This is a genomic window from Kitasatospora sp. NPDC001095, from assembly GCF_053598615.1.
This window is the reverse complement of sequence record NZ_JBSFKQ010000026.1, coordinates 58,148-75,530: the sequence shown is the minus strand read 5'-3', so window position 1 is coordinate 75,530 and position 17,383 is coordinate 58,148. Positions and strand designations below refer to the sequence as shown.

Below are 17,383 nucleotides of genomic sequence, written 5' to 3'. Positions count from 1 at the left end.
GAGCGGACAGCGGACAGCGGACAGGGGACAGGGGACAGCGGCCGAGCGGACGGACACGCGTGGGTTCCGCCGTCGGGCTCGGGGCGCTGTGAGAGGCTGGGGCGCATGAACCGGTTGGCTGGTGTGACCTCGCCGTATCTGCTTCAGCACGCCGACAATCCGGTCGACTGGTGGCCCTGGGAGCAGGCGGCCTTCGACGAGGCGCGGCGGCGCGGCGTGCCGGTGCTGCTGTCGGTCGGCTACGCGGCCTGCCACTGGTGCCATGTGATGGCACACGAGAGCTTCGAGGACGCCGAGCTCGCCGAGTACCTCAACGAGCGGTTCGTCGCGGTCAAGGTGGACCGGGAGGAGCGGCCCGACGTCGACGCCGTGTACATGGAGGCGGTGCAGGCCGCGACCGGGCAGGGCGGATGGCCGATGACGGTGTTCCTCACCCCCGACAAGGAGCCGTTCTACTTCGGCACCTACTTCCCGCCGCGGCCCCGGCACGGCATGCCGTCCTTCCGGCAGGTGCTGGAGGGCGTGGACGCCGCCTGGCGGGACCGGCGGCAGGAGGTCGGCGAGGTCGCCGGACGGATCCGGGCCGAGCTGGCCGAGCGGGCCGCCGTCTACTCGGCCGGCGCCCACCACCCGCCCGGCGAGGCCGACCTGCACCAGGCGCTGGTGACCCTCAGCCGGGACTTCGACCAGAACCGCGGCGGCTTCGGCGGCGCGCCCAAGTTCCCGCCGGCCATGGTGCTGGAGTTCCTGCTGCGCCACCACGCCAGGACCGGCTCGGAGGCGGCGCTGGAGATGGCCGTCCGCACCGGCGAGGCGATGGCCCGCGGCGGCATCCACGACCAGCTCGGCGGCGGCTTCGCCCGGTACGCGGTGGACGCCGGCTGGGTGGTGCCGCACTTCGAGAAGATGCTGTACGACAACGCGCTGCTGCTGCGCGCCTACCTGCACCTGTGGCGGGCCACCGGATCGGGCCTCGCCCGCCGGGTCGCGCTGTCCACGGCGGACTTCCTGCTGCGTGAACTCCGCACGCCCGAGGGCGCGTTCGCCTCGGCGCTGGACGCCGACAGCCTGGACGAGGAGACCGGGCAGTCCGCCGAGGGTGCGTACTACGCGTGGGAACCCGGCCAGTTGGTCGACCTGCTGGGCCCCGCCGACGCGGCCACCGCCGCCCGGCTGTTCACCGTCACCGCCGAGGGCACCTTCGAGCACGGCACCTCGGTGCTCCAACTCCTCTCCGACCCCGAGGACTTCACCGAGTACGAGACGATCCGGGCACGGATGGCCGAGGCCCGGACCGCCCGGCCCGCCCCGGCCCGGGACGACAAGGTGGTCGCCGCCTGGAACGGCCTGGCCATCGCCGCGCTCGCCGAGACCGGCGCACTGCTGGACCGCCCCGACCTGGTCGAGGCCGCCGAACGCGCCGCCGACCTGCTGCTCGCCGTCCACCTCACCCCCGAAGGCCGGCTGCTGCGCACCTCCCGGGACGGTCGGCCCGGCGCCAACGCCGGTGTGCTGGAGGACTACGCGGACACCGCCGAGGGCTTCCTCGCGCTGTACGCCGTCACCGGCGAGGCCTCCTGGCTCCAGCTCGCGGGCGGCCTGCTCGACACCGTTCTCAAGCACTTCACCGACGAGGCCTCCGGCGCGCTCTACGACACCGCCGACGACGCCGAGGAGCTGATCCGCCGCCCGCAGGACCCGACCGACAACGCCACCCCGTCCGGCTGGACGGCCGCCGCCGGCGCGCTGCTCACCTACGCCGCGTACACCGGCTCCGACCGGCACCGCACGGCCGCCGAGCGGGCTCTCGGCGTGGTCGGCGCGCTCGCCGGCCGGGCACCGCGGTTCATCGGCTGGGGCCTCGCCGTCGCCGAGGCGCTGCTCGACGGGCCGCGCGAGGTCGCCGTGATCGGCCCAGACGGCGACCCGGCCACCGCGGCGCTGCGGCGGGCCGCGCTGCTCGGGACGGCGCCGGGGGCGGTGGTCGCGGTCGGCGCGCCCGGGGAGTCCGAGGTGCCGCTGCTGGCCGACCGGCCGCTGATCGGCGGGGCGCCCGCGGCGTACGTCTGCCGGCACTTCGCCTGCGACGCCCCGACCACCGATCCGGCGGCGCTGGCCGAGAAGCTGGGCACGGCGGTCGAGTAGGCACATCCTTGGCGCACCGGTCCGGACCTGGTCCACCATGGGCCATGACCTGGACCTTCGGCACCTCACTCGACGAGTTCCGCGACCGGGCGGGCGCCTTCCTGGCCGCCCGCCCCGCCGAGAACACCGTCCTGCTCGCCATCGCCCACCGGCTCCCTCACTCCCAGTCCCAGCGGATACCCAGCAGGCACGGCCGCAGCGCCGTCGCGACCAGGTGGACGCAGTGGTGGCCGTCGAGGGTGAGCTCCTCGGTCTCGTACGGGGCGGCGCCGGGGGAGTGGAGGGCGAAGCGGTGGCAGCGCACGGGGAGGGCGGCGGGGTGGAAGGTGACCTGGAGGACGTACTGGCCGGCGCCGGCGTTGAAGCCGCGGACGTACTCGCAGCTGGGCTCGGGGGAGGGGGCGTCGTCGAAGCCGTAGCCGAGCAGGTGGGTGTCGCCGGCGCGCAGGCGGCGGTCGAGGAGGAGTTCGGCGGCGAGCAGGTGGTGGGCCTGGTCGCGGCGGATGCGGCCGGGGCGGCAGTTCTCCTCGGCGCGGACGCCGACGCGGGTGATGTCGCTGCCCGGGTCGCCCTGGTAGAGGGCGAGGTAGCGGTCGATGCCGTCGCGGTGGGCGCGCAGGGCGTGCTGGGAGTCGCGGCGGGCGAGCTGGCGGTCGGGGCCGACCCGGATGCGTTCGATGTGGGTGATGGTGTGCAGCCCGGTGTCGCGCGGACCGGCGAGGGTGGCGAGCAGGCCGTCGACGGCCACCGCGGGGGAGATGAGGTCGCGGTAGGGGCGGACGGGCGGGCCGGTCGGGGCGGGGTCGGCGGCGCGGCGGGGGCCGAGCAGCCGGGTGAGGGAGTGTTCGGGCAGGTCGAGGACGTCCTCCAGGGCGGCGACGGCGCGCAGTGACTCGGCGCGTTCCGGTCGGCGGCGCCCTTGCTGCCAGTAACTGAGGCTGGTGAGGCCGACGTTGACGCCGCGCAGCGCGAGGTGGCGGCGGACGCGGTGCAGGGCGAGGCCCCGGGTGGAGATCGCGGTGCGCAGGGCGAGGTGGAAGGGGCCGGTGCGCAGGGCGGCGGCGAGGTCGGCTGGGTCGCTCTTGTGGATGGCGGCCTCCTGGGGGCGGGGCAGGGTCCGGCTCGGGGACGGTTCGGGGAACGGTTCGGGACGGACCGGCTTTTGACCGTGAATATTCACATCGGTGCGGAGGTTTGTCACCGGTGCTGGCCTGCTGCGCGGGGGTTTCGCGGGCGCCGTTCACATCCGCGCCCGTCCGTTCACACCTCGGTCCTGGCCCCACCGAGAGCCGTTGACCCGTACCTGACGAGAGGCGATGCTCGGGGCGCGATCCGGACCGCGCCCCCACACGGCACCTCGCTCCACTCGTGCAAGGAGGCACTTCCCCCATGCCAGTTCCACGAATACGGCTGCGCCGCGCGGTCTCCGTGCTCGCCCTCGGCGTGCTGGGCCCCGCGCTCACCGCCGCGGTGGCCGCACCCGCGCTCGCCGCCCCCGCCGCACCCGCGCTCGCTGCCCCGGCCGCGCACCAGGACCGGGCCGCCCACCAGGTCCGCCAGGCGGCCGCGCCCGGCAGCACGGCCGACCTGGCCGGCACCTACAAGAAGCTCAACATCACCATGCAGCAGCAACAGCAGACCAACTGGTGCTGGGCGGCGAGCGGGAACACCATCGCCACCTGGTTCGGCTACAACTACAGCCAGAACCAGTTCTGCAACGCCGCGTTCGGCCGGGCCGCCAACTCCTCCTGCCCCAACAGCCAGGCCACGCTGGCCGATGTGCAGAACGGGCTGAACTGGGTCGGGATCAACCCGGGCTCGTACGTCAACGGGTACCTGAACTACGGCACCGTGCAGTCCGAGGTGAACGCCGACCGCCCGATCGAGACGCGCATCCAGTGGAGCTCGGGCGGCGGCCACATGCACGTCCTGTACGGCTACGACACCGGGAACAACTGGGTCTACTGGGGCGACCCGTGGCCCTCCAACTACCGCTACAACTGGGCGGACTACTGGTACTACGTGAACAACTCCACGTTCTCGTGGACCCACTCCCTGTACCGGATCGGCGCGTGAGGGCGACCATGGCCGAGACCACGGGCCGCCGTCGGGCCGCCACCACCGTCACCGTCGTCGCCGCCGCCCTGCTCACCGCCGGCCTCGCGTCGGCGCTCGCCCCGGCCGCGTACGCGGACTCCCCGTCCGCCCCGGACCCGGTGCCCGCGGCCGAGCTGGCACAGGCCCGCAGCGCGGTCCAGGACCCGGCCGTCCTCGACAAGGTCGGCCACTTCTTCGCCCGCAAGGGCGTCCCGCCGACCCGGCAGCTGACCATCGGCGCCGCCGAGGAGGCCCGGGCGGCGAGCGCGGCCGCGCCGCGGCTGGCCGGCGACACCGTGCCGGTGTACCTCCTGGACCCCGGTTTCGTGGCCGGCACCCCGGGCGCACCGGTGGCGAAGGCCGAGTTCACCGCCAGCAAGGTGGTCGCGGCGGACGGGCAGAGCGCCTCGGTCTGGACCGTCCGGCAGGGCGGGGCCTGGAAGGTGGTCAACATCGCCTCGGGCGGTGACGAGAGCGACTACGCGGCGAAGGCGGCGGGCAGCGGCGGCGGCACCGCCTTCCGCGAGCCGCAGGTCAACGCCTGGTACGTGCTGCGCGACGGCCGGGTGCTGCCGCTGGACGACGAGGCCCTGCGCTCGGTGGGCGCGGACGGGGTCACGCTGGCCGCGTACCAGCAGCTCGTGCACCAGCGGTACGGGGACAAGCTGCCCGGCTCGGCGTACGACCGGGCGGGCGGGGGCGGCGGCTACGAGGCGGACACCGCGGCTCGGCCCGAGGCGGTGTCGCCGCCCGTGGCGGAGGCCGCGGGCGACGGTTCGCCGCTGCCGGCCGTGACGGCGGTGGCCGCCCTGGGTGCCACCGCGCTGGTGGGCGCGGGCGCCGTGCTGCGGCGGAGGACGGGCGTCCGACGGGGCTGACGGCGGGCGGGGCCCGGTCGGTCGGGCCGGGCTCCGCTGCCCGCCGTGCATGCCGTACACACACGTCGGCCACGCGCGCGTAAGAGAACAGCGGGAGTGTCGGACCCGGCTCTCGACCAGGCGGTCGAGGGCCGGGTTCGGCGTTCCCGGGGAGGCCTTGGGCGGCCCCGCTCCGGCCGCCGGCCCGGGTGGGGCGGCAGGGCTCGGGCACGCTCCGTGATGTGTCCTGGAAGTGCTGCTTCCGCACGAGGAATTGACGCAACGTTGATCTGTCGTTCGCCGCCCCTGTGCAGTCGACCATGACTGAGGGTAGATACCATGTGGCAATCGGTCAGTGCTGGCCGACGCGTGCCGAGAGCGGAGAAGAGGTGGGGCGGCGGGAGCCGACCACGAGCCCGGCACCGGGAAAGGGGACCGAGGTGGCCGACGCGGACGACAAGCAGATGAGCGCCCAGGTGTGGGGCTCGGCGGTGGTGGTGGGATCGGCGCTGGCCGTGGTCGCGGCCTATCTGATCAACGGCGCCCGGCTGGTCCTGGCGGTCGCCGGGATCGAGACCGTGTTGCTCATGGTCCACGTCGCCCGCCGCTGGCGCGCCCTGCACGGCGGGTCGGCCCCGGTCCGGCACCGCCCGCACCGCGGCACCCCGGACGCCGCGCACTGCGAGCGCTGCCGCCGGGCCCGCGAGGCGCTGGACGCCCGGGAGGCGCGGGCCCGTTCGGCCGGCGCGGTCCGGCGCTCCGGGTCCGCGACGTTCCCGACCCCGCCCGGCGGGCCTGGCGAGCTTCACCGGCCGTCGCCCGAGCCCTCCCGGGAGTCGCACGGCGAGCTCCACCGCGCGCACGGGGAGCCGCACGGCGCGCACGGCGAGCTGCACCACGCGCACGGGCTGCTGCAGGACGGGGGCCCGCAGTCGGAGCCCGGTGGCGCCGACCACCCGGCCTACTCGCGCCGTCCGCAGATCCGGGCCCCGTACGAGCGGCCCTGGACGGCGGAACGGGCGGCCGGCCGGTCCGTGGACCGTTCGACCGCCCGTCGGGGTGCGCCGGGGTCAGCCGGCCGCGCTGTACGCCACCAGTGAGACGCCGACGTACTGGACGATGAACGCGCCCAGGGTGAAGGCGTGGAACACCTCGTGGAACCCGAACCAGCGCGGTGAGGGGTTGGGCCGCTTGAGCCCGTACACCACGCCGCCGATGCTGTAGAGCACCCCGCCGACGATCATCAGCACCAGGACGGCGACGCCGCCGGTGCGCAGGAAGTCCGGCAGGAAGAAGGCGGCGGCCCAGCCCAGCGCGAGGTACACCGGCGTGTACAGCCAGCGCGGCGCGCCGACCCAGAACACCCGGAACGCGATCCCGGCCAGCGCGCCGCCCCAGACCGCCCAGAGCAGCAGCTGCTGGGCGGCGCCCTCGAGCAGCAGCATCGTGAACGGCGTGTAGGTGCCGGCGATGATCAGGAAGATGTTCGCGTGGTCCAGCCGGCGCAGCACGGCGTCCCCGCGCGGTCCCCAGTCGAAGCGGTGGTACACCGCGCTGACCCCGAACAGCAGCCAGGCGCTGACCGAGTAGATCGTGCAGGCGATCTTGGCGGGCGTGGAGTCGGCCAGGCAGATCAGCACGATCCCGGCGGCCACCGTGGCGGGGAACATCCCGGCGTGCAGCCAGCCGCGCCACTTCGGCTTGCTCTCCGTGAGTGCACTCTCCGCGAGCGCAGCAGCAGTCATGCGCAGCATGCTACCCGCTACCTACGGATCCGTAGGTTACTGACGCGTAGGAAGTGGCGATCATCACTGTTGGACGTTTTGGAGTAATTGAAGTGTGGCGCCGCGCACTCCGTCCGGGGCTCGGGTGGCGGGTTACTCACCAGTAATCATACTGGCTGTAGTAAAAGATGCGTCAATTTCGACGCTTCGCCGCGTTCCGGTCGTGGGTCCGGAGCTACGCTGCAAGCACCCTCAGACCCCCGCGACGCCGTCTCCTCGCCGAGATGGCGTGAAACGGAGCGATCGTGTCGTACGAGATCTCTGCTCTCAGCGCATCCGCGCCCACCCGCCACAAGCAGCTGCTCGCTTGGGTGAGCGAGATCGCCGAGCTCACCCAGCCGGACCGCATCGAGTGGTGCGACGGTTCCGACGAGGAGTACCAGCGCCTCGCGGACCTGCTGGTGGCTCAGGGCACCTTCAAGAAGCTCAACGAGGAGAAGCGCCCCAACTCCTACTACGCCGCCTCGGACCCCACGGACGTGGCGCGCGTGGAGGACCGCACCTTCATCTGCTCCGAGCAGGAGAAGGACGCCGGACCGACCAACAACTGGAAGGCCCCCGCCGAGATGCGGGAGCTGTTCCAGGGCGAGCAGGGCCTCTTCCGCGGCGCGATGAAGGGCCGCACGATGTACGTCGTGCCCTTCTCGATGGGCCCGGTCGGCTCCCCGCTGGCCGCGTACGGCGTCGAGATCACCGACTCCGCCTACGTCGCCGTCTCCATGCGCGTGATGACCCGCATGGGTCAGGCCGTGCTGGACCAGCTCGGCGAGGACGGCGACTTCGTCCGGGCCGTGCACACCGTCGGCGCCCCGCTGGCCGAGGGCGAGGCGGACGTGCCGTGGCCGTGCAACACCACCAAGTACATCTCGCACTTCCCGGAGACCAAGGAGATCTGGTCCTTCGGCTCGGGTTACGGCGGCAACGCCCTGCTCGGCAAGAAGTGCTACGCGCTGCGCATCGCCTCGACCATGGCCCGCGACGAGGGCTGGCTGGCCGAGCACATGCTCATCCTGAAGCTCACCCCGCCCAACGGTGAGGCCAAGTACGTCGCGGCCGCCTTCCCCTCGGCCTGCGGCAAGACCAACCTGGCCATGCTCCAGCCGACGGTCCCGGGCTGGAAGGTCGAGACGATCGGCGACGACATCGCCTGGATGCGCTTCGGCGCCGACGGCCGCCTGTACGCCATCAACCCCGAGGCCGGCTTCTTCGGCGTCGCCCCCGGCACCGGCGTGGACACCAACGCCAACGCCATCGACACCCTCTGGGGCAACACCGTCTTCACCAACGTCGCCCTCACCGACGACGGCGACGTGTGGTGGGAGGGCCTCACCGAGGAGCCCCCGGCGCACCTGACCGACTGGCGCGGCAACGACTGGACCCCCGAGTCCGGCACCCCGGCCGCCCACCCGAACGCCCGCTTCGCCGTCCCGGCCGCGCAGTGCCCGACGATCGCCCCGGAGTGGGAGGACCCGGCGGGCGTGCCGATCTCGGCGATCCTGTTCGGTGGCCGCCGCGCGACCGCCGTCCCCCTGGTGACCGAGTCCTTCGACTGGCAGCACGGCGTCTTCCTCGGCGCCAACATCGCCTCCGAGAAGACCGCCGCCGCCGAGGGCACCGTCGGCGAGCTGCGCCGCGACCCGTTCGCGATGCTGCCGTTCTGCGGCTACAACATGGGTGACTACTTCGCCCACTGGCTGAAGGTCGGCGCCCAGGCCGACGCCGCCAAGCTGCCGAAGATCTACTACGTCAACTGGTTCCGCAAGGACGCCCAGGGCAAGTTCGTCTGGCCCGGCTACGGCGAGAACAGCCGCGTGCTCAAGTGGATCGTCGAGCGCCTGGAGGGCACCGGCGAGGGCGTCGAGACCCCGATCGGCGTGCTGCCGACCGTCGAGGGCTTCGACCTCGGCGACCTGGACCTGTCCAAGGAGGACCTCGACCTGCTCTTCACCGTGGACGCCGACATCTGGCGCCAGGAGGCCGCCCTCGTGCCGGCCCACCTGGAGACCTTCGGCGACCACACCCCGAAGGAGCTGTGGGACGAGTACCGGAACCTCGTCGCGCGTCTCGGCTGAGCCTGAGCCTCAGCCGCGAGAGAGGCGGGCGCGCGGCACGAACCGCGCGCCCCGCCGAGCGGCAGGACGGCCGGAGTTCCGCCGGGCGATCTTTCCCCGACCAAGGAGATCGCCCGGGCCGGAGCTCCGGCCGTAGTGTTTTCGCGGATGCGGCCGGTGACGTCCGCCCGCGGCCGGTGACGTCCGTCCGCGGCCGGAAGCGACCGCCTACTGCTGGACGTAACCGCCGAGGAAGTCGCCGATCCGGGTCACCGCGTCGGTGATCTCCTCTGCCCGGGGCAGCGTGACCAGCCGGAAGTGGTCCGGCTCGGGCCAGTTGAAGCCGGTGCCCTGGACCAGCAGGATGCGCTGGGAGCGCAGCAGGTCCAGCACCATCCGGGCATCGTCCTTGATCTTGTGGATCTTGGGGTCCAGCCGGGGGAAGGCGTACAGCGCGCCCTTGGGCTTGACGCAGCTGACCCCCGGGATCCGGTTCAGCAGCTCGTACGCGGCGTCGCGCGAGGCGTGCAGCCGGCCGCCGGGCAGCACCAGGTCCCGGATCGACTGCCGCCCGCCGAGCGCGGCGGCCACCGCGTGCTGCGCGGGCATGTTGGCGCACAGGCGCATCGAGGCGAGCACGGTCAGGCCCTCGATGTAGCTGCGGGCCCGGTGCCGGTCGCCGGACAGCACCATCCAGCCGGAGCGGAAGCCCGCGACCCGGTACGCCTTGGACAGTCCGTTGAAGGTGACGCAGAAGAGGTCCGGGGCCAGGGTGGCCAGCGGGACGTGTTCGGCGTCGTCGTAGAGGATCTTGTCGTAGATCTCGTCCGCGTAGACCACCAGGTCGTGCCGGCGGGCGATCTCCGTGATGCCCTCCAGCACCTCGCGCGGGTAGACCGCGCCGGTGGGGTTGTTCGGGTTGATCACCACGATGGCCCTGGTCCGGTCGGTGACCTTGGACTCGATGTCGGCGAGGTCCGGGTACCACTCGGACTGCTCGTCGCAGCGGTAGTGCACCGCGGTGCCGCCGGCCAGCGAGACCGAGGCGGTCCACAGCGGGTAGTCCGGGGCCGGGACGAGCACCTCGTCGCCGTCGTCCAGCAGCGCGGTCATGGCCAGCTGGATCAGTTCGGAGACGCCGTTGCCGAGGAAGACGTCGTCGACGCCCAGGCCGTGCAGTCCGCGCTCCTCGTAGTGCATGACCACCGCGCGGCGGGCGGAGAGCAGACCCTTGGAGTCGCCGTAGCCGTGGGCGTCGGCGAGGTTGCGCAGGATGTCCTGGAGGATCTCCGGGGGCGCCTCGAAACCGAAGGTGGCCGGGTTGCCGGTGTTGAGCTTGAGGATGCGGTGGCCCTGTTCCTCCAGCCGCATCGCCTCGTCGAGCACCGGGCCGCGGATGTCGTAGCAGACATTGGCGAGCTTGCTGGACTGGATGACCTGCATGTCCGCCTACTTTAGGGGTACGGCGGGCCCGTGCGGCGGGCCTTTGGAGGCGTGCTTCCGAGGGCCTGAACGGCCCCCTTGGATCGGCAGGCGGGGGTGGCGGGCGGCCTTCCGAACCAGCAGTCGAATGTCCGGAATGCTCCTGTACGCGAGGGGCGCCGGCGTACTCCCGCGCGGAACGAGACGGACGGCACACCGTCCGGGCGCCCCGCGCGGGAGGATGTGCCCGACGTGTCGGTCGAGGAGGTCGAGGTGGGGGGTGCGTCGATGGTCCCGGTCGTGCCGGTGGCGGTGCTGGTCGGTCTGCTGGCGGCCGCGCCGCTGCGCGGGCTGATCGCCCGGTTCGCGGTGCCGGAGGGCGAGCCGTGGTGCGACGGCTGCCCGGCGTGCGGCCGCGCGGTGCGCCTGCTGCCGCCGACCGGGCGCTGCCCTGGCTGCCGGGAGCGGCTGGGCGCCGGCCCCTGGGCGGTGGAGGGCGTCGCGGTGGCGGTCGCCGTCGCGGTGGCGTACGCGGCGGACGGGCTGGTGGTGGTGACCCTGGCGCTGGCCTGGGTGGCGACGCTCGGCGTGGTGCTCGGCTTCGTCGACGCGCGGGTGCGCCGGCTGCCGTACCGGCTGACCGTTCCGCTGCTCGGCGGGGTGACGGCGCTGCTGCTGGCGGCGGCGCCGAGCGCGGGGCCCGCGGTGGCGCTGCGCTGCCTGCTGGCCGCGCTCGCGGTCGGGGGCGTGCTCGAACTGGCCGTCTGGCTGGGCGCGTTGGGGCCCGGGGACTCCCCGCTCGGGCTCGCCCTGGGCGGGCTGCTCGGCTGGTACGGCTGGTCGGTGGCGCTCGGCGGGCTGTTCGCCGCGATGGTGCTCGCCGGGCTGTGGGGCACCTTGCGGGCCGCCGCCGCGCTGGCCCGCCGCCGTCCGGTGCGCGGACTGGACGTCCCGGTCGGCCCGTTCCTGCTGCTCGGGGCGCTCGTCGCGGTCCTCGCGCGGTGAGCGCGCGCCCCTCGGCGCCGGACCCGGCAGCGCCCCCGCGACCTGTGGACGGGACGGCGGTGACGGCGGTGACAACGGGACGGCGGTAATAAGGGGAGAACGGAAGGGCCCGCCGCACCGGTCGGTGCGACGGGCCCCGCCGCCGACGCGCAGGCCCCACCCTCAAGGAGCGCCGCGCCGGGGGGAGTTGAGCTCTGGTGACGGTGGCCGCGGCCGTGAGCCGACCGCGGCCGAGCGCCGTTACGGCATCTTGTGGACGAACGGGCCGACCGCGTTGGAGAAGGCGTTGCCGTTGTTGACGTCCCAGTTGGTCGACCAGGTCATCGCACCGCGGATGGTCGGCCACTTGGCCGGCGGCACGAAGCTGCCGCAGTTGTTGCCCGTGGCCAGGCAGTCCAGCGCGTTGTTCACCACGGTCGGCGAGACGTAGCCGCCGCCCGCCGCCTTGGTGGAGGCCGGGACGCCGATGCCCACCTGGTCCGGCCGCAGCCCGCCCTGGATCTGGGTGCAGACCTGCGAGGTGATGAAGTCGATGGTGCCCTGGGTGTAGACCTTGCCGTCGCAGCCGTTCATGCCACCCGAGTTGTAGAACTGGGTGTTGACGACGGTGAGGATGTCCTTGGTCTTCAGCGCCAGCTGGAAGTAGGCGCCGGAGGTGTTGTACATCCCGATGGTCTCGGGGGCCATGGTCAGGACGAAGCCGGGGCCGACCTTGGCCTGCAGGGCGTGCAGCGCGTCGCCGAGCGGGCCGGCCTGGACGCCGTTCTCCAGGTCGACGTCGATGCCGTCGAAGCCGTAGTCCTTGATGATCGCGTAGGCGCTGTCGACGAAGTTGGCGCCGGCGGTGGCGTCCCCGACGGTGATCGCGCCGTTCTGGCCGCCGATGGAGAGGATGACCTTCTTGCCGGCCGCCTGCTTGGCCTTGATGTCGGCGCGGAACTGGGCGTCGGTGTAGCCGCCGAGCGCCTTGGACAGGCCCGGGTCCAGGGTGAAGCTGATCGCGCCGGTCCTGGTCGGCACGGCGTCGGCGAAGGACACCGCGATGATGTCGTAGGCGCTCTGGACGTCGCCCAGCCGCTGCACGGTCGAGTTGTTGTCGAAGTTCTGCCAGTAGCCGGTGACCACGTGGGCGGGCAGGCCGGTGGCCGGCGGGGTGGTGCCGGTCGGCGTGGCGGTGGGGGTCGGCGTCGCCGTCCGGGTGGGCGTCGCGGTGGGGGTCGGGCTCGCCGTCTGGGTGGGTGTCGCGGTTGCCGTGGGGGAGGCGGTGGCCGTCGGCGTGGTGGTGGGGGTCGCGGTCGGCGACGGGGTGCCGGTGCCGCCGGGGCCGACCAGCGCGACGTCGTCGGCCAGGTAGGCGCTCTGGCCGTACCAGCCGTGCAGGTAGACGGTGACGCTGGTGGCGTTCGCCCCGGTGGTGAAGGTGGTGGACAGCTGGTTCCAGCTGTTCTGGTTCGACCAGGCGGACGGGTCGGTACCGCCGGTGCCGCGCGCACCGAGGTAGACGTACGGGCCCTGGACCCAGGCGCTCAGCGTGTAGCTGGTGTTGGGCAGCACGCTGACGGTCTGGGTGCACTCGGCGGTGTCGCCGGCGCCCGGGGTGGCCTGGAGCGCGCCGGTGCCGGAGTGGACCGGGGAGGAGACCGTGGTCGCGGCGCCGGTGCAGGTCCAGCCCCCGAGGCCGCCGTCGAAGCCGCCGTTGCCGACCAGGTTGCCGACCGCCGCGCTGGCACCGCCGGCGAAGAGGGCGAGGCCGCCGCCGGCCAGGGCGAGGGCGGTGGCACCGGCCGCGACGGCCGGGAGGGGGCTGCGCCGGCGCTTGTGCGAGGACTGGTTCAGCGTACGGGCCATGGGGCGACGCTCCTGGGGGAGGAGCGGCCGCCGCGGTGGGGGGCGCGGCGGCCGCGTGTGGGGGAGGGGAGGTCCGAAGTGAGCCTGCGGGGCGGAGCCGGAGGATCGTTCCGTCCCGGATCAAAAGCTGGACTAGACCATTGCTGGTCGTCAAGCATCGGAAGGACGGCTTACGGTTCCGTTAAGGATTCGGAGACCGTTCCGTGTCCGCGCCCCTGGGGCCGCGCGACGTGCCCTTCGCCCGTCCGGACGATCCCCGACACGCCCGTCGGGACAGACTTCGCACAGGACCGTGACAAGACCGCTACCTGGGGCTTTACCGTGCACCTGCCCGCCGGAGTAGGCTGCGCCGGGGGGCGGTGACGCACCAGATGCAACGAGCAAAGAGGGGCCGGCAAACATGGGTCTGCGCGATGTCGTCGAACGGACGCCTGGGCTGCGCACCATGCTCGGAGGGATGTACGGGCTCTACGGCCGGCGGGTCGAGGTCCACCTCGCGAGCACCCCGCGCCACATCGGCGTGATCCTGGACGGCAACCGCCGCTGGGCCAAGGCGGCCGGCGGCTCCACCGCGTACGGCCACCAGCGCGGCGCCGACAAGATCAGCGAGTTCCTCGGCTGGTGCGACGAGACCCACGTCAAGGTCGTCACCCTCTGGATGCTCTCCACCGACAACCTGGACCGGCCGGCCGACGAGCTCGTCCCGCTGCTCGGCATCATCGAGGACACCGTCACCGGACTGGCCGCCGCCCGCCGCTGGCGGGTCAACCCGGTCGGCGCGTTGGACCTGCTGCCGCAGCACACCGCCGACGTGCTCAAGCGGGCCGCCGAGCAGACCGCCGACATCGACGGCATAACGGTCAACGTCGCGGTCGGCTACGGCGGTCGGCACGAGATCGCCGACGCCGTCCGCTCGCTGCTCCAGGAGCAGGCCGGGCGCGGCACCTCGATCGAGGAACTGGCCGAGATCCTGACCGTCGAGCACATCGCCGAGCACCTGTACACCCGTAACCAGCCCGACCCGGACCTGATCATCCGCACCTCGGGCGAGCAGCGGCTGTCCGGCTTCCTGCTCTGGCAGAGCGCGCACAGCGAGTTCTACTTCTGCGAGGCGTACTGGCCGGCCTTCCGCAAGGTCGACTTCCTGCGCGCGCTGCGCGCGTACGAACAGCGCAACCGCCGGATGGGGTTGTAGTCCCGGCGGCTCCGCCGGCCCCGGCGCGGCACCTCGGCCGGCCCCGGCCCTCCGGAGGAAATGACCGCCGTAGGCCTGGCCTACCCGGCGCCCGCGCGAGGCCAAACGTTCACCGGCAATGATCCGTCAGTTCGCCGGGCGCGCGAATGCACCGTTCCCCGCCTGGGAATACTCCAGTCAGTCCGGCCCCGAGGCCACCGGGGCAGCGGGGGCCGGCTTGCCGCGGATGACGCAGGGTCATCCGCTCTGGAGGCCTAGTGGTCAGTTCCAAGAGCCGCCGGACACCAGACCGGCGCACGTACGTTCTCGACACCAGCGTGCTCCTGGCGGACCCGCTCGCCATGACCCGCTTCGAGGAGCACGAGGTCGTCCTCCCGGTGGTGGTCGTCACCGAGCTCGAGGCCAAGCGGCACCACCCGGAGCTGGGCTACTTCGCCCGCCAGGCGCTGCGACTGCTCGACGACTACCGCATCCGCCACGGCCGGCTGGACGAGCCGATCCCGGTCGGCGAGCTCGGCGGCACCATCCGCGTCGAGCTCAACCACTCCGACGTGTCGATACTGCCGGTCGGCTACCGCGCCGGCGGCGGTGAGGCGGACACCCGGATCCTCGCGGTCGCCCGCAACCTCCAGGCCGAGGGCTACGACGTCACCGTCGTGTCCAAGGACCTGCCGCTGCGGATCAAGGCCAGCTCGGTGGGCCTGCTGGCCGAGGAGTACCGGGCCGAGCTGGCGATCACCTCGGGCTGGACGGGCATGTCCGAGCTGCACGTCCCGGCCGACCAGGTGGACGCGCTGTTCTCGGCGGGCCACGAGGCCGGGGTGGACGTCGACGGGGCCGCCGAGTTGCCCGTCCACACCGGACTGGTGCTGACCTCGGAGCGCGGCCGCGCGCTCGGCCGGGTCACCGGCGACGGCCGGGTGCGGCTGGTGCGCGGCGAGCGCGAGGCGTTCGGGCTGCGCGGGCGCAGCGCCGAGCAGCGGGTGGCGCTGGACCTGCTGCTCGACCCGGAGATCGGGATCGTCTCGATGGGCGGCCGGGCCGGCACCGGGAAGTCGGCGCTGGCGCTGTGTGCGGGGCTGGAGGCGGTGCTGGAGCGGAGGCAGCACCGCAAGGTGATGGTCTTCCGGCCGCTGTACGCGGTCGGCGGGCAGGAGCTGGGTTACCTGCCCGGCACCGAGGCGGAGAAGATGGGCCCCTGGGCGCAGGCGGTCTTCGACACCCTCTCCGCGGTCACCACCCCGGACGTGATCGAGGAGGTCATCTCCCGCGGGATGCTGGAGGTGCTGCCGCTGACCCACATCCGGGGGCGCTCGCTGCACGACGCCTTCGTGATCGTGGACGAGGCGCAGTCGCTGGAGCGGAACGTCCTGCTGACGGTGCTGTCCCGGATCGGCCAGGGCTCGCGGGTGGTGCTCACCCACGACGTGGCGCAGCGGGACAACCTCCGGGTGGGCCGCTACGACGGGGTGGTGGCGGTGGTGGAGAAGCTGAAGGGTCATCCGCTCTTCGCCCACATCACGCTGACCCGCTCGGAGCGTTCGCTGATCGCGGCGCTGGTCACGGAGATGCTGGAGGACATCCACCCGTGATCCGCCCGTACTAGGGCATAGTCGGACAATACGGTCAACTCATGGCCAGGGGTCCGTTCCTGACGGAGCGGGCCCCGCCCGTTTCATCACATCGAGTGCTTTCTGTCCAGGGAACTGCCGTACGGTGGATGTGACATGCGCCACGCGGGCGGGAATTGCGTCGACAGTGCCCGGTGCGGCATGGTGAGGGTTCTGTCAGGCCCCGCGTACGGCGCGGCAGGGCTCCCGGACTTCGGGGGTCAGGCCCCGGAAGGTCCGCCAACTCCGGTCGGTGGACGCACAATTGAAGACCGTTTAGCCGTACGCCGCCCGATTCCAACGCCCGGTCGCCTCACCTCGGCCGGACGCCGGGCCAGCACCTCCCGTGACCAGAGCACCATGCGGAGGTCCGTGCCAAGGGGCATGTTGCGCCCGTACGGTCACGCGTGGGCGATGCTGGAAGGAATCCATGTGACTCGGATCTCGGTCCGGGGAGTTGCTGTGGCCTCCGCCACCGCCGTCACCGCTGTCGGTGCCGTCGTTGGTATGGCCTCGGGCAGCGAGGGCAAGACCACGCAGACGGTCGACGTCGCCGGCGCGACCCTGCTTGCCGAAGTCCCCTCTGGCGCCCAGGCGCAGACCATCAGTGACAACATCGGCCAGCAGGCGTCCGCCCAGCAGGCCTCCGCCGACGCCGCCGCCAAGGCCGCCGCGGAGCAGAAGGCCGCCGAGGAGGCCGCGCGCCAGCAGGCCGCCGCGGACGCCCAGGCGAAGGCCGACGCCCAGGCCAAGGCCGACGCGGAGCAGGCTGCCAAGGCCGCGGACGACAAGCGCAAGGCCGACGAGGCCGCCGCGAACCGTTCCAAGGCCCGGTCCGCGATGACCGCGGTCGAGGACAGCGCACCGGCCGTCTCGGTCAGCCCCGGCTCGGTCCAGGACCTCGCCCGGCAGATCGTCGGCAACGACGCCCAGTTCCAGTGCTTCAGCCAGATCGTGAAGCGCGAGAGCGGCTGGGACTACACCGCGACCAACAAGAGCTCCGGCGCGTACGGTCTGGTCCAGGCGCTGCCCGGCAACAAGATGGCCTCGGCCGGTGCCGACTGGCGCACCAACCCGGCCACCCAGATCAAGTGGGGCCTCAGCTACATGAACTCCCGCTACGGCAGCCCCTGCGGCGCGTGGTCGTTCTGGCAGGCCCACAACTGGTACTAGGAACGGCGGCCGCTCCGGCGGCGCGGTTCCACACGGCCCCCCCGGCCGTCCGTCCTCCTCGGGCGGGCGACCGGGGGGCCGTGGCGTTCTCCGGCCACAGGCGCCGCGCGGTGGGCGCGGGAGGACCGCGCCGCCCGGGCTGCGCTGACCAGTGCGCCCTCGGACGGTGCGGTCCCGGTTGCGGACGCGGGGCGCG

At 72.9% G+C, this 17,383-nt stretch carries 13 protein-coding genes; 9 read left to right on the top strand and 4 right to left on the bottom strand.

Going from position 1 to position 17,383, the window contains the following annotated elements; all coding sequences use genetic code 11:
* The first annotated feature begins 105 nt into the window (after positions 1–105).
* Positions 106–2,145 (top strand): thioredoxin domain-containing protein, encoded by a 2,040-nt coding sequence (locus ACWDBB_RS21690; protein WP_449791168.1) that lies wholly within the window; start codon positions 106–108, stop codon positions 2,143–2,145.
* 157 nt (positions 2,146–2,302) lie between these two features.
* Here ACWDBB_RS21690 and ACWDBB_RS21685 read toward each other — a convergent pair whose 3' ends face one another.
* Positions 2,303–3,235 carry a hypothetical protein gene (locus tag ACWDBB_RS21685; protein ID WP_392923894.1) on the bottom strand — a complete coding sequence of 311 codons (933 nt, stop codon included), beginning with the start codon at positions 3,233–3,235 and terminating at the stop codon, positions 2,303–2,305.
* A gap of 299 nt (positions 3,236–3,534) precedes the next feature.
* Here ACWDBB_RS21685 and ACWDBB_RS21680 point away from each other — a divergent pair, with 299 nt between their 5' ends.
* The 3 genes from ACWDBB_RS21680 (at position 3,535) to ACWDBB_RS21670 (ending at position 6,199) form a co-directional block, all read left to right on the top strand.
* On the top strand, positions 3,535–4,221 hold the full coding sequence (locus ACWDBB_RS21680; RefSeq protein ID WP_449791167.1) for a papain-like cysteine protease family protein: 687 nt from the start codon (positions 3,535–3,537) through the stop codon (positions 4,219–4,221).
* An 8-nt stretch (positions 4,222–4,229) separates the two neighbouring features.
* Positions 4,230–5,120 carry a hypothetical protein gene (locus tag ACWDBB_RS21675; RefSeq protein WP_449791166.1) on the top strand — a complete coding sequence of 297 codons (891 nt, stop codon included), beginning with the start codon at positions 4,230–4,232 and terminating at the stop codon, positions 5,118–5,120.
* Positions 5,121–5,539: 419 nt separating this feature from the next.
* Positions 5,540–6,199: a hypothetical protein gene (locus tag ACWDBB_RS21670; protein WP_449791165.1), complete on the top strand. Its 660-nt coding sequence runs from the start codon at positions 5,540–5,542 to the stop codon at positions 6,197–6,199.
* On the opposite strand, the gene trhA is transcribed toward ACWDBB_RS21670, so the two are convergent.
* Positions 6,170–6,844: a PAQR family membrane homeostasis protein TrhA gene (gene trhA / locus ACWDBB_RS21665; RefSeq protein ID WP_449791164.1), complete on the bottom strand. Its 675-nt coding sequence runs from the start codon at positions 6,842–6,844 to the stop codon at positions 6,170–6,172. The genes ACWDBB_RS21670 and trhA overlap by 30 nt on opposite strands.
* A gap of 284 nt (positions 6,845–7,128) precedes the next feature.
* Between trhA and ACWDBB_RS21660 the strand changes: the two genes are divergently transcribed.
* Positions 7,129–8,955 carry a phosphoenolpyruvate carboxykinase (GTP) gene (locus ACWDBB_RS21660; RefSeq protein WP_449791163.1) on the top strand — a complete coding sequence of 609 codons (1,827 nt, stop codon included), beginning with the start codon at positions 7,129–7,131 and terminating at the stop codon, positions 8,953–8,955.
* 207 nt (positions 8,956–9,162) lie between these two features.
* On the opposite strand, the gene ACWDBB_RS21655 is transcribed toward ACWDBB_RS21660, so the two are convergent.
* Entirely contained in the window at positions 9,163–10,377 is a 1,215-nt protein-coding gene (locus ACWDBB_RS21655) for a pyridoxal phosphate-dependent aminotransferase (RefSeq protein ID WP_449791162.1), read from the bottom strand.
* A 231-nt stretch (positions 10,378–10,608) separates the two neighbouring features.
* Here ACWDBB_RS21655 and ACWDBB_RS21650 point away from each other — a divergent pair, with 231 nt between their 5' ends.
* Positions 10,609–11,361: a prepilin peptidase gene (locus ACWDBB_RS21650; RefSeq protein WP_449791161.1), complete on the top strand. Its 753-nt coding sequence runs from the start codon at positions 10,609–10,611 to the stop codon at positions 11,359–11,361.
* Between the two features lie 240 nt (positions 11,362–11,601).
* Here the strand turns inward: ACWDBB_RS21650 and ACWDBB_RS21645 are convergent, their stop codons facing one another.
* Positions 11,602–13,209, bottom strand: a complete 1,608-nt coding sequence (locus ACWDBB_RS21645) for a chitinase (protein WP_449791160.1) — start codon at positions 13,207–13,209, stop codon at positions 11,602–11,604.
* Between the two features lie 400 nt (positions 13,210–13,609).
* Between ACWDBB_RS21645 and ACWDBB_RS21640 the strand changes: the two genes are divergently transcribed.
* The 3 genes from ACWDBB_RS21640 (at position 13,610) to ACWDBB_RS21630 (ending at position 17,187) form a co-directional block, all read left to right on the top strand.
* Positions 13,610–14,404 carry an isoprenyl transferase gene (locus ACWDBB_RS21640; RefSeq protein ID WP_392873769.1) on the top strand — a complete coding sequence of 265 codons (795 nt, stop codon included), beginning with the start codon at positions 13,610–13,612 and terminating at the stop codon, positions 14,402–14,404.
* Between the two features lie 257 nt (positions 14,405–14,661).
* Positions 14,662–15,996, top strand: coding sequence for a PhoH family protein (locus ACWDBB_RS21635; RefSeq protein ID WP_449791159.1), 1,335 nt, complete (start codon positions 14,662–14,664; stop codon positions 15,994–15,996).
* A gap of 450 nt (positions 15,997–16,446) precedes the next feature.
* Positions 16,447–17,187: an aggregation-promoting factor C-terminal-like domain-containing protein gene (locus ACWDBB_RS21630; protein WP_449791158.1), complete on the top strand. Its 741-nt coding sequence runs from the start codon at positions 16,447–16,449 to the stop codon at positions 17,185–17,187.
* Positions 17,188–17,383: the final 196 nt, after the last annotated feature.

Bases quoted from the DNA above. Each gene is read 5' to 3' on its own strand.
- ACWDBB_RS21690 (WP_449791168.1), top strand. From the start codon at position 106: ATGAACCGGTTGGCTGGTGTGACCTCGCCGTATCTGCTTCAGCACGCC.
- ACWDBB_RS21680 (WP_449791167.1), top strand. From the start codon at position 3,535: ATGCCAGTTCCACGAATACGGCTGCGCCGCGCGGTCTCCGTGCTCGCC.
- ACWDBB_RS21675 (WP_449791166.1), top strand. From the start codon at position 4,230: ATGGCCGAGACCACGGGCCGCCGTCGGGCCGCCACCACCGTCACCGTC.
- trhA (WP_449791164.1), bottom strand. From the start codon at position 6,844: ATGACTGCTGCTGCGCTCGCGGAGAGTGCACTCACGGAGAGCAAGCCG.
- ACWDBB_RS21655 (WP_449791162.1), bottom strand. From the start codon at position 10,377: ATGCAGGTCATCCAGTCCAGCAAGCTCGCCAATGTCTGCTACGACATC.
- ACWDBB_RS21645 (WP_449791160.1), bottom strand. From the start codon at position 13,209: ATGGCCCGTACGCTGAACCAGTCCTCGCACAAGCGCCGGCGCAGCCCC.
- ACWDBB_RS21640 (WP_392873769.1), top strand. From the start codon at position 13,610: ATGGGTCTGCGCGATGTCGTCGAACGGACGCCTGGGCTGCGCACCATG.